The organism is Cytobacillus gottheilii, assembly GCF_001636345.1.
Classification (GTDB): Bacteria; Bacillota; Bacilli; order Bacillales; family Cytobacillaceae; genus Cytobacillus; species Cytobacillus gottheilii.
On sequence record NZ_KV440945.1, the window covers coordinates 4,281,707 to 4,294,070 of the forward strand.

Sequence of the window (12,364 nt, forward strand, 5' to 3'; positions counted from 1 at the left end):
TCTTTGATTAAGCTGCCGCACCAAACACAGTTATATTATAGAAGATTAAAATTCTATAATATAAACTCCTGCTTTTACTCTGACCGTTTCAATGTCAAACGAAAACTTGCGTGAGCTAAAGCAATCACAATAAGAAACAAAACAAACACAATAGTTAATACAAGGCTTGCCCCGAAACCATTTACAGACCAATACCCAATCGCCGCAGCCGCCGCGCTTCCCAAATAGGCAAAGGAAACAATCGTCTTCCCAATCTTCGTACGAGGTTCATTTGCTTCTGTTAGGACAAAATTCGGGAATCTAAGTGCAATAAAAATGGTTAAGATTAACATCACGAGCAACATGCTTGAAATCACGACGCCACCGCCGGCTCTTATGATCGTCAAAGCCATAAACACAGAAGTAAGGTCAAGATAAATTACTGCAGCCAATCCTCTAAACCCTAAATAATAATGCCACTTTTTTATCTTCATCAAAACTGATAATACAATCATCAAAAAGATCACTGCACTGCCAATAACCACGGCAAGGGGCTCTGCTTCTGGATAGAACATAAAACCTAAAATCGCTAAACTTGGTAAGATCCATAGATAGATTATATTATCAGCCAGCGGAACCTCACGGAATGCTCCTAAGTTCACTATAAACACCTCTATTTTCTTAAAAAAGACAGCCAGACTGTTTAGCGATCCGCTAATAGAAAGGACACTGAATGTGAAAAAAGAACTGAACCTGCTGCAAATAAAGGTCAGTTCTTCCGTTTGATCTTATTCTGATTCTTCTTCAGGGATTTCTGGGAAGCTCATGCCGCTTGCATATACATTTTCCATATAAGCAAGAGTTGGTCCATACCCTTTTTGCGGAATATCTTCTATAAATCTGGAAATATACTTATTATCCGAAACAGATTCAAATCGAACCGTTGATTCCACCTCAACACGCCATTTATCAAGAGAAAATGAGATCACTGTGTCCTCTGTTCTGGCATGATTACTGTTAATAACATTCATGACAGCCGAACGAACTAAAGCTTCTGCACCAACTTTCGTTTCTGATAATTCTCTTCTTAATTCTTGTTTTAAAAAACCATTCCAATTTAACCTGCTTTTTGTCAAAATATCGTTTGCCGCTTCAATATAGGCAGCCGACTCATCACGGCCGCTGTTTACATATTCATTCTTTTTCTCTTCAATTAAGGCGGAGATCGGCTTTCCATCTGCTAATTCATTTTCATGCAATTCTCTTATTAACAAGTAGTTCGGATTTCTTTCATAGTTCTCAATGGCTTGTGCTGTATTTTCTATGAGTACTGCCGTTCCTGCTAAAGCGGCCTGCTCTGCGGAAAGACTGCTATGCTCTTTTACAATATAGACTTTTACTATATTAATCGTCAGGACAAATATGATTGCCACGATCCCAAGGAGCCACAGCATGAAAATCGCGGCATTTCCTCTTTCATTATTCAGCCACTTCATTCTGTATACAAAACCTTTCCAAATGCTTCTTCATTTAGGTCGAAGGTTGCCTGCTCCCTCCACCGATCCGGTACAAAGCTTAATTTGTGCTCTGTGTACAGAACAAGCTTGAAATCACCGTTATTCGAATATTCCCGAATTAAATTTTTATAGGATAAAACACTGCTGGATCCAATTGATTCCTGCGCTGTTTGAATTGCTTCCTGAAGATCATTGGTAGCTGCATAGGTCTTCGCTGCGTCATTCGCTGCCGTTTTAGCGGTGAAGACTGCATAACCTGTGCCAACCACTTGCCAAAGGAGCAAGAAGAATAGAAAGAAAAACGGCAAAATCCCTAAGAATTCTAAACTAATTGCCCCATCCTCATTTTGCCATTTGGGGCGCAAGAGCTTTTTCATTGATATCAACGTCCCCTAACCTGTTCAATTTATACTGGATATACCAAACATGAAATAATACAAGAAGCCAAGAGGCAAATAATTTTTCCTCATATGCATCTTCTATAATTGTTTTTAAACGAAAGACAGAATAATAGAGTATTCCTAAGAAATAATAGGAAAATATCATATCAATTGAATCAAAAAGGGCTACTCCATATGGTGTCAGAAAAATTGGACCAATAAACTTATATAAAAAGGATAATGAGAGAAGAACAAGAAAGACTCCCCACCACTTAAACGGGATATACCCAGAACCTTCATACTCTCTTATGGCGTGGCGTCTGCTTAAGAACCAGTAGGCTAAATACACACCTAGAGTTAAAATTGAAAATAATACAACTAACGCAACATGCACTTGTTTAAACCCGGTTTCTGTTTGTTCTGTTTCTGTCATTTTCTTCACCTTCTTTACGCAAAATCTTTTCGATATTTAAACGTTAAATAGAAATATACTACCGGAAAAATGAGTGAATTAATTAAGGCACGAAGAACAATAAAGACCAGTGTGTTATTCTCAAAGCCTCCAAGCAAGTATAACGATCCTGACCAAACGAGCACATTCAAGGAAACAATAATGAGAACATCGATAAATAAAAATATATGCTCTCTTTTAATAATCTCCCAAACCCCTTGCATCGCATCCTTAATACTTTCGCGATCCGCATATAATGGAAAAAGTAGAATAATCAGCACTGCTATTAAACTTGGAATAAAGAGGAGTAGGGATCCGAACATTCCAATTGCGAAAAATACAATCGTAATGGCAGCCACAAATCCGAATTTCATGATAAAAAAAGACAGAATTTGCTTTAAATTCACCTCTTGTTCAGTTCGATCCATTTTAGCTATGAGAAAAAAGGGAGGGAATAAAATAGTGAAGTTTAAAACCCATAATGCTAAAGCAGGAATGTTTGCATATTCCAGTGTATTTAAATTCATTATGTAAACAATCGCAGCATAGTTAAAGAACGTAATTGGCACAACTAAGATTAAACATATCAGCAGTATATTGATGATATTTCGATTGTATAGGTCCGCTACATCTCTAAGCATAGGTTTCTCCCCCTCTCTTCTCCATTATTTTTACCGTTACGAATGTTGCCAGCAGTGACAATGCTGTGTTGTAAACCAGGCTGCTGTTGATTTCAGCTGGGTCAGCCAAAACCATAACATCCAGCAAATAGATGGCGGCAACTAAGTTTAAAACTGTTAACGTGACACTTAGCATAAAACTTGAAAAATACGGCGTTTTTTTATTCCACATAGGTGCCAATACTCCGGCTAACAGATAACAAAAGAAATACATTATAGCCAGCAAAGCTCCCATATGATTAAGTCCCACGAAACCCAAAACAAAGGAAAGGGCGATAAACACAAGTAAAACAATGCCTAACGTTTTTAAAAAACCGGAGAAACTAAACATCTCTTACACCCCCGTATTCAAAGAAATTTTCACCTAACAGCTGGCTGCACCTAATTATTGCAGCTTATTACGATTTAAATATGACTCTATTTTCCATTTTATGGTGTTTCGAGGCGTGATTACCGCTTAAACATGACTCTCTTTTCCAAGTTTTAGTGTTTCGTGTCTCGATTACGCCTTAAACACGACTCCCTTTTCTAGGTTTTGGTGTTTCGTGTCTCGATTACGCCTTAAACACGACTCCCTTTTCCAGGTTTTGGTGTTTCGTGTCTCGGTTACGCCTTAAACATGACTCCAATTCCCAGGTGTTGGTGTTTCGTGTCTCGATTACGCCTTAAACACCACTCCAATTCCCAAGTTTTGGTTTTTCATGTCTCGATTACGCCTTAAACACGACTCCAATTCCCAAGTTTTGGTGTTTCCTGTATCGATTACGCCTTAAACATGACTCCAATTCCCAGGTGTTGGTGTTTCATGTCTCGATTACGCCTTAAACACCACTCCTTTTCCAGGTTTTGATTTTAATAGCACCTATTTTAATTCAGCTGGCTTTTTTAATAATGCTGTTGACACAAAAGTCAGTAATAAACCCAGCAAATAAGCAAATGTTGCAACAAAAAAGGCGCCCGAATGATCATTCATGCTCGCTAAAATAACCATCTCCTGGCCATATCGGAAGGAGAAAGCCCCAACAATCAAAAAGATCACCAGCACAAGCATGACACCGAGATATAATTTGGACTTCTGCGGATTATAGAAGGCTTGAAAAATAACTTCTTTCCTATAAAGCGCATATGCGACTACAAGCAAGTATGCGATCAAGATTAGCCAAAATGGTACGCCCTCTGTTAAACGGAATAAAGGGAACACCGCAAATAATCCCAATGTAGCTACGAGTAAAAAAGCTGTTAAGGAATTAAACCGGACAATCTCCATATCCTTCTTCCACCAAGTCCAGGCGATCACAGTCTCAATCGCTGTAATCAGCATGAATAACAAAAAGATATTAAGTGACCCCGAGGGGATTAGGCTCAAAATAGTCCCCATTAAGAGGTTTGAGCCTAATAAATACATGCCATTTCCATCAAAGAATTTCTTTGCTGTTCTCTCTACATCTTTAACCAAATAAACCACCCAGTTTCTTCAAGCCACCGCCAACCCAATCGTAGGCTTTTTTAATTCCATCTGAAACAGCTTTCTTTACCTTTCGGCCGGTAGCTGTTCCATTAATTAAATAAGTGGTTCCTATACCTGCCAGTAAACCAGCTCCTGCTCCAACAATTGTTCCAAGTCCTGGGACAACCGATCCAGCGACTGCACCAGCTGCCATACTGGAAGCCACACTTCCGATACCAGTTGATACAACACCAACAGCCACATCTGTAGTTAAATCGGCAGCAAAGTTGGTAGAAGCAAGACCAATATCACTCTTAGATCCCCAGCCATAATCATATACACTGCTTGCAGCTGTAGTAATATAGCCGACAGGACCGCTCAGCTTTAGCATATTGCTCTTGGCAAAGAAATCTTTATTAAACACACTTGTGCTCAGCCAGTTTTTTGGATTGAAAACTTTGCTGCTGAACGGGCTCCAGCTGTTTTTAATCGAATTTTTGACTGAATTTCCAACATGGCTCCAAAAGCCTCTATCAGTCGGTCTCAGTTTTTTGCTATCCAAAAAAGCATTCAGTCTTGTTTCACTAATTCTTCTTGAGTTTGGACCGAGATTTCTCTCTTCCCCATTAAAGGTGTAATTTTTATATCTCTGATATAAATTATCAAGCAAGCTATTGTTATAGCCATTTTTCCCATAGATCGCATAGTTAGAAGTTCCCGGAATCGGAGCATATTTAAATCCAGCAGCCATAGATAATACTGCACCAGCTACATCCCGATTCAGAAAACCTAAGCCAAATGATTTAAAGTCACCAATCGCTCCAGTCACATGACTAAAAACTCCTTTAGAGCCATCAGTTGATTTAAATATGACATTATACCAAGGAGGAACATCACCTGCATCAGAAGAATTCCCCATTGGCGCGTTTCCGCCATTACCTGCGTTACCATTAGCACCATTTCCTCCGTTGGCTGCGTCGCCACCATTAGCGGCATTTCCGCCATTCGCTGCGTCGCCACCATTGGCTGCATTTCCACCATTCGCTGCGTCGCCTCCGTTAGCGGCATCCCCGCCATTCGCTGCGTCGCCTCCGTTAGCGGCATCGCCACCGTTAGCGGCATTTCCGCCGTTCGCCGCGTCGCCTCCGTTAGCGGCATTTCCGCCATTGGCTGCGTTGCCTCCGTTAGCGGCATTTCCACCATTGGCTGCGTTGCCTCCGTTAGCGGCATTTCCACCATTGGCTGCATCGCCTCCGTTAGCGGCATTTCCGCCATTTACTGCGTTGCCTCCGTTAGCGGCATTTCCGCCGTTCGCTGCGTCGCCTCCGTTGGCTGCATTTCCGCCATTCGCCGCGTCGCCACCGTTCGCTGGGTCGCCTCCTGCAATGGCGTTGCCACCTTGAACGGCATTACCAGCGTTAATTGGGTTTCCCTGCCAATAAAATGAACTTGGCGGTGCTGGAGGTGCATTCGGGATCATAAATGACCCAAGATTCAGTGGTGAACCCGGTAAAATAGGCTGCCCTGATACTCCACCAGCATTTCCACCATTTACTGGATCTCCTGGATCATATGCCTTACCGGGAATAATAAAAGTCCCTCCTGAAATTGGCTTACCTGGAGAAATACTTTTCCCTGGTGAAATCGGCGTTCCAGGTGAGATAAAGCCAGCTGCTCCTGCAACTGCCGGAAAGGCGCTCCAAAAGATGAGTACACCAATCATAAGCAATGCGGCAACACGATTAAACACTCTTTCTCCCAAAAATACTCACCTCACTTATTGAGCATTAGTCTGATATTTTTCCTCTAGTGTTTGTAATGCTTCACTATAGCTTTTTTCGTTTAAGGCTTTGAGCTCCTCATTAAACTGATCAATTTCTTCTCTGATCCAATCATGATATTCCGTGTTTTTCTGCTGTAAATAATCTCTTGCTTCATTGCTTATTTTTTCATTTTGCGCCATCTGTGAAACAATAAGATTTATAATGGATTTCTCTCTTGTTGTTTTGGATTTTTCCTCAGTGATATACACAAATATATCAAGACTATTATTCACCCTTTTGTAATCAAGGCTTTGCTCACCCTGCTCTTTCCACTTTTCCCATGTCTCTGCCAAATCACTTACTTTCGCAAGCTCATCGCTTAACTCATTTCCATCAGCAGCATAAGTGTAAATACCCTCCGTCACATCAGCAATTTCTCTAAGCTGATTTTGACCTTCATTATCAACATCGAACCCAATGACATTCACAATTGGTTCAATATTAGAATCGTATAGCTGCTTTGCTGCTTCTACTGGCTGGTCTTCACATGTAGACACACCATCACTGACCAAATAAACAATATTTGTGTTATTTGCTCCATCAAACTCTGATAGATCTTTCTGTGCTTCTGTTAACGCTAATTCGATTGGTGTCCATCCACTTGGAGTAACTCCATCCAAAGCTGTTTGAAATGAGGATTCTTCATAAGATGAAATCGGATAAATAATCTCGCTGCTGCTGCATGATAATGGCTTATCTGCTTCTTTGCTGCTTCCTTCATGACCATAAACTCTAATACCTACTTTTGCATCTTCAGGAAGTGACTCAACAAACTGCAGAATTGATTCTTTAGCTGCGTCCATCTTTACATCTCCATTAACCTCTGCTGCCATACTCCCCGAAGCATCCAGAAGAATTTCAACATTTAGATTCTCTTTAAACTGATATCTTGAATCTGCCTGCTCTGGATTTCCTATAGACTGAAAACGCAACTGTTTAATCGCTTCTTCTGGACCTTTGTATTCTTGCTGAACCTTTTTCAGAAGCTCTTGATAGTAATAATCTAACTCTTCATTCGATGCATCTTCTGGCAGTTCCGGAAGGTCATTGAATGTATCTAGCATTCTTTGAATATCTTCATCATTTAAATTAAATGTGAAATCATGATGTTCACCGACTGGCTTTGCAGCTAACTCTTCATATGTTTCAGGAAGAGGTTCAATATCTAATTCAGGTTCTTCTTCATCAGACTTATTTGATGCATCATCTTTCTCGTCATCTTCTGCATTAGCAGAAACTTGCGCATCATCATTATCGGAATTAACCTGATCTGGCTCATCTTGATTGTTGCTGCAGGCAGCCAAAAAAAGGATAAAGATTATGAGAATGGGAAGGATCCTTTTGGTATATGTCAATTTTTTAACCACCTTACAAATAAGAATACCCCTAGAGTTTCAAAACGTTTATTTCTATAAAACTTAAGCAAAGAGAGCGTCCTGCCGTCTCAGGCAAGACGCCAGTTTGTATGTGACGAATCAGCCGCCTACCATTTGTGAAATCTGATCAATAATTCCTGAGATGATGGATCCAATTCCTTCACTCTGATCACTAACCGCTGTTGAAACAATCCCTAATACAAGAATAAGTAAAGCTGCAATTCCTAACCACTCGAGTGATTGTGCTCCTTTTTCGTTCTTCACTGGATTCATAACTTTTGTCCATGCTTTAATCATCATGTTTTTCATTGTAAATCTCTCCTTTTTTAGTTAAATAAGTTGAATAAATTACTGCTATCTTTAAACATATTGATAGCCATCAGGCCGCCAATTAAAATGATGGCAGACGGCATAACAATAAAAGTGGTAATCAAGGTGACTTTCGGCGAGGCTTTTGCTGCCTCCTCTTTAATTTTTTCCTTCTTGATCTTCCGCATTTCTTCGGATTGCTGTTTAAAGGTCTTAGAAATCGGAACACCTAGTCGTTCACCTTGGATTAATGATTTAATCAGCATCTGGAACTCTCTGCTTTCATTACGCTTTAAGAGTTCTCGATAGGCATCAGCCCTTGGCACTCCTACATCTGTTTCTTGTATAAATCGGCCAAATTCATCTTTAACAGGTCCTTCAAAGTATGGAACGATATCTCTAAGAGCTTGATCTAAGCCGACACCTGCCTGCAGAGTTACACTCATCGTATCGAGAAAATCCGGAAGCTGATAGGAAAGCTCCGCCTGGCGCTGCTTTGCCTTTTTCTTAAGCCAAAATATCGTCAGCATATAGGCGGCTACAGGCAGCAGAATGAGGGAAACCTCCGCAAAGGGCAGTCGGAGTACAAGTGATACTCCACCTGCAATAACACCAATAATAAGTAAAAAGATTTTCAAACCTTGAAATCGTTCTACTGTCAATCCATATGGAAAGCCAGCCTGCATTAGCTGTTTTTTTATTTCTTCATTTTCACTAAAGAAATTGATTCTCTGACCAATGCCAGAAAAGTCATCAGCATATTGCAGCATTTTCGAAATCATTTTTTCTTTTCTTGTGATCTTTTTTTCAAATGAATTATAGATAAATGTTTTCTCTTTTATTTCCTCTTTAAGTCTCTCTTTTGAGGTGAGATATTTATAAAAGCTTCTTAAAGAAAGGGCAACAAAGATTAAACATAAGCTAACAACAATAAGGATTAATCCATCCATCTTTTCACACCCTAATATTCGTCACTTTTCGGACTAGAATGAACGTTAATACGGTTCCAGCTACGAAAAATGCGAGCAGGAAGAGTCCCAATCCAGAAAATAACGGATCTAAAAATCCATCGATGACATTATTCATCATTAACACTAGAAATATAGGAATCACTGGAACAATATAAGAAACATATCTCTGTTCAGCAGTCATTGTTTTGATCTCCTGCTGCAGGATTTTTCGATCTTCCAGCGTCTGACTCATTTCATCAAGAACAGCATAGAGATTGCCTCCAGCCTTCTTTTGGATCAGCATAGTGGCGACAAAGAGCTGAAACTCTCTGCTGTCAATACGTTTCTCCATTGCTTTAAGACCTGCATTAAAATCGATTCCTAGTGACAGCTCCTGAGCCAGTCTGCGAAATTCACTTTTAGCTGGCTCACTCACTTCCTGTGCAACGAGGTTAATTCCTTGCGTCAATGTCATACCTGACCGGCTGGAGTTGGCCAATGTTCTGCAAATCTCAGGAAGCTGCTCAACAATACGCTGCTTCATATAATTTTTTCGTATTAAAAACAGCAGCCTTTTGCCTCCTTCAAGCACTAATGCAGCAACAAGAAGATTGACTGGAAACCCAATGCCGAAGAAGTTCTGCAAGGCGATAATAATTCCCATAAAAATAACAACATGTGCTCCAAGGTATTCAGACGGTGTTAAAGGAATATTGGCACTGCGAAGCTTTTCATAGATCGGCTGCGCTGTTTCCGTTTGATCAAACTTCGTGCCGAGCAGAACAATAACACTTTTTCTCTTCACTCCATCGTTGTAAAACTCATGAACATCCTTGCGCCACTCCCGTTTTTTCATCCGGTAATCGAGTATGAAATAGATGGAGATAATCAACATAAGAGCAGCAAACATGGATAGAAAAAACTCGGCCATTATTTCACCTCCTCATAAACAGGCGTAAAGGAAGATTCAGGGATGTTTATTCCAAAGACCTTTAACTTATCAAGTGATGCTGGAATGTAACCTGTCGGTGTATAAAAGCCTTCAATTGCTCCATCTGATGACATGCCTGTTCTTTTAAAATGGAATATTTCTTTTACAGAATGTGAACCATTCTGTTCTTCCACCACTTCAGAAATAGAGATAATTTTTCTAGTTCCATCAGTTAGTCGGGTTGCTTGAATAATGATATCGAGTGCACCGACGATATATTCCCGGACAATATGACTTGGCAGCTCCATTCCGGCCATAACAACCATTGCTTCTACCCTTCTTAAAGCGTCATCCGGTGAATTGGCGTGTACAGTCGTTAGCGAGCCTTCATGTCCCGTGTTCATTGCCTGGAGCATGTCGAAAGCCTCACCGCTTCTGACCTCACCGACAATAATACGATCCGGTCTCATCCGGAGTGCGTTTTTCACAAGCTGACGAATACTTACCTCTCCGCTTCCTTCCACATTGGCCGGACGTGCTTCAAGACCAGCTACATTTGGGCGGTTCAGCCTTAATTCGGCTGAATCCTCAATGGTTACAACTCTTTCTCCATGCGGGATTGATGCTGCTAATACGTTTAGGATCGTTGTTTTCCCGCTTCCCGTACCTCCGGAAATTAACGTATTCATTTTTGCCTTTACAACACCATCTAAAAATTTGGACATAGCAGAATTAAGAGCATTGAAGTTTAATAGATCATCCATTGTAAACGGCTCTTTCCGGAACTTACGGATCGATACCAATGTGCCATTCAGACTTATTGGCGGTATTACGGCATTGACACGGCTTCCGTCCGGCAGTCTGGCATCAACCATTGGAGAGCTTTCATCAATTCTTCTCCCGATTGGAGCTACGATTCGGTCAACAATATGTCTGACATGGTCATCATCGCGAAATTTTACATCCGTCAGTTCCAGCTTCCCTAAGCGTTCAACATAAACCTCTTCAAAGCCATTGATTAAGACCTCTGTAATGGATGAATCATTTATTAAAGGCTCCAGCGGTCCATAACCCACCGATTCATCTAGTATTCTTGTAATTAATATCTCTTTATCATGGCGGGAAATAATCACTTTCTCCTCTGCCATGAATTGGCTCACAAACTGTTCAATGCTAAGACGCATTTCCCCTTGGGACAGCTTGGTCAGCGCCTCTAAATTCGTATCTCGAAGCAGCCTGGACTTGTAATGCTCAACCAATTCGTCCACTAAGTGATTTTCATATTGGTAGGATTGCAGTTTGGCTGAGCTGATGATTTTCTCTTTTCTTTTATCAAATAAGGATGCCATTCGCCAAACCTCCTATTCCAGTACAGAAAGTCCCCATTTCTTCACATCTTTTGCAAATGGAATGAGCCTTCTTTCCTTCGCTGTTTTTCTAATTGGCTCTCCTTTATTCAAGAAAGGCTGTAGTCCTTTATTATCCAATCTGACAGTTGCTGCGAGCGGAAATCTTAGTACATTTTTAATATCCTTTACCTGCACCTCATTATCTTTGCTTGTTTTATTCAAAATAATGGAAGTGCGTGACGGCAATTCAATTCCCAGTCTCACTGCAAGCTCTTCAAATTGCTTTAGCACCTTTAAAGATGGTGTATCTGGTGTTAACACATAAAAAATACGATCAGATTCTTCAAGTGCTGTTACAACATGGTTATTCATATAAGAAGGCAGATCAACGATGACAAAATCAAAGCTTCGTCTGCATGTTCTCAACAATTTAGCTACAAAATCCTCTGTTATTTTCTCTGCAGTCTCAGCATCACAAGGACTGATCAGCACCTCTAGCTTAGAGCTTTCAAGCTTTTGTGAGACATTCCGGATATGACTTTCATTAAGTTCACTTACAACCGGCATAAGATCTGCTATAGAGCGGTTAGACTCAATGGCCATTAATGTTTCAAGTCCGCCAAATTGTAAATTCAAATCAATCAGAATTACCTCTGCTGTTGACTCGACCTTAATCGTCTGAGCAAATGCGGATGCCAAGTTAGATTTGCCGCTTCCGCCATTTCCGCTGAAAATCGAAAAGATTTGCCCTCTTCCTCTTGTAAAAGAAGATAACGTTTCGGTTTGTTTTGATTTATTAGCTTCATAGCTTTGAAAAATAGTAGGTATTCTGCTGATGAATAAACTATGTTCTTCCGGGTAAACAAAGAACTCAGAAGCACCCGCCTTCGTAATACTGCGGAGCTGGCTAAAGTCGGAACTTTTTGCAATAAACATGACTAATGTCGTCGGGCTTACCGATTTTATATATTCAATACTTTCAACCGCAATATCACTGTCAGGCTGTACAAAAATGACAATGTCCCGATCTTCACGGTTCATTTCTCTGACAACATCCCTTGATTCAATCAGCTGAACCGAGTAGCTTCCTGACATGGCATTTAAAATCTGATTATGAATGACCTCATCATCACTGACTAATAATACTTTTAGATTCGACTCCATACGATTCC

Annotated in this window: 14 protein-coding genes; all 14 read right to left on the reverse strand. The window is 40.4% G+C overall.

Going from position 1 to position 12,364, the window contains the following annotated elements; translation table 11 throughout:
* Window positions 1-74: 74 nt before the first annotated feature.
* Window positions 75-641: a hypothetical protein gene (locus A6754_RS20730; RefSeq protein WP_066450429.1), complete on the reverse strand. Its 567-nt coding sequence runs from the start codon at window positions 639-641 to the stop codon at window positions 75-77.
* A gap of 126 nt (window positions 642-767) precedes the next feature.
* Complete coding sequence (locus A6754_RS20735) at window positions 768-1,475, reverse strand: hypothetical protein (protein WP_066450433.1); 708 nt, start codon at window positions 1,473-1,475, stop codon at window positions 768-770.
* Window positions 1,472-1,873 (reverse strand): hypothetical protein, encoded by a 402-nt coding sequence (locus tag A6754_RS20740; RefSeq protein WP_066450436.1) that lies wholly within the window; start codon window positions 1,871-1,873, stop codon window positions 1,472-1,474. The genes A6754_RS20735 and A6754_RS20740 overlap by 4 nt, the downstream gene beginning before the upstream one ends.
* Window positions 1,839-2,309 carry a hypothetical protein gene (locus tag A6754_RS20745; RefSeq protein WP_066450438.1) on the reverse strand — a complete coding sequence of 157 codons (471 nt, stop codon included), beginning with the start codon at window positions 2,307-2,309 and terminating at the stop codon, window positions 1,839-1,841. The genes A6754_RS20740 and A6754_RS20745 overlap by 35 nt, the downstream gene beginning before the upstream one ends.
* Before the next feature lie 14 nt (window positions 2,310-2,323).
* Window positions 2,324-2,968: a hypothetical protein gene (locus A6754_RS20750; protein WP_066450440.1), complete on the reverse strand. Its 645-nt coding sequence runs from the start codon at window positions 2,966-2,968 to the stop codon at window positions 2,324-2,326.
* Window positions 2,961-3,338, reverse strand: a complete 378-nt coding sequence (locus A6754_RS20755) for a hypothetical protein (RefSeq protein WP_066450442.1) — start codon at window positions 3,336-3,338, stop codon at window positions 2,961-2,963. The genes A6754_RS20750 and A6754_RS20755 overlap by 8 nt, the downstream gene beginning before the upstream one ends.
* Before the next feature lie 531 nt (window positions 3,339-3,869).
* Window positions 3,870-4,463: a hypothetical protein gene (locus A6754_RS20760; RefSeq protein ID WP_066450444.1), complete on the reverse strand. Its 594-nt coding sequence runs from the start codon at window positions 4,461-4,463 to the stop codon at window positions 3,870-3,872.
* Window positions 4,456-6,216 (reverse strand): hypothetical protein, encoded by a 1,761-nt coding sequence (locus A6754_RS20765; RefSeq protein WP_066450446.1) that lies wholly within the window; start codon window positions 6,214-6,216, stop codon window positions 4,456-4,458. The genes A6754_RS20760 and A6754_RS20765 overlap by 8 nt, the downstream gene beginning before the upstream one ends.
* A gap of 15 nt (window positions 6,217-6,231) precedes the next feature.
* Entirely contained in the window at window positions 6,232-7,632 is a 1,401-nt protein-coding gene (locus tag A6754_RS20770) for a vWA domain-containing protein (RefSeq protein WP_066450450.1), read from the reverse strand.
* A 120-nt stretch (window positions 7,633-7,752) separates the two neighbouring features.
* Window positions 7,753-7,962: a hypothetical protein gene (locus A6754_RS20775; RefSeq protein ID WP_066450454.1), complete on the reverse strand. Its 210-nt coding sequence runs from the start codon at window positions 7,960-7,962 to the stop codon at window positions 7,753-7,755.
* A gap of 17 nt (window positions 7,963-7,979) precedes the next feature.
* Window positions 7,980-8,912 (reverse strand): type II secretion system F family protein, encoded by a 933-nt coding sequence (locus A6754_RS20780; protein ID WP_066450457.1) that lies wholly within the window; start codon window positions 8,910-8,912, stop codon window positions 7,980-7,982.
* 4 nt (window positions 8,913-8,916) lie between these two features.
* Complete coding sequence (locus tag A6754_RS20785) at window positions 8,917-9,843, reverse strand: type II secretion system F family protein (protein WP_066450460.1); 927 nt, start codon at window positions 9,841-9,843, stop codon at window positions 8,917-8,919.
* A complete protein-coding gene (locus A6754_RS20790) occupies window positions 9,843-11,192 on the reverse strand; it encodes a TadA family conjugal transfer-associated ATPase (protein ID WP_066450464.1) in 1,350 nt (449 codons plus the stop codon). The genes A6754_RS20785 and A6754_RS20790 overlap by 1 nt, the downstream gene beginning before the upstream one ends.
* A 12-nt stretch (window positions 11,193-11,204) precedes the next feature.
* Window positions 11,205-12,356, reverse strand: a complete 1,152-nt coding sequence (locus A6754_RS20795) for a CpaE/TadZ family protein (RefSeq protein WP_066450468.1) — start codon at window positions 12,354-12,356, stop codon at window positions 11,205-11,207.
* Window positions 12,357-12,364: the final 8 nt, after the last annotated feature.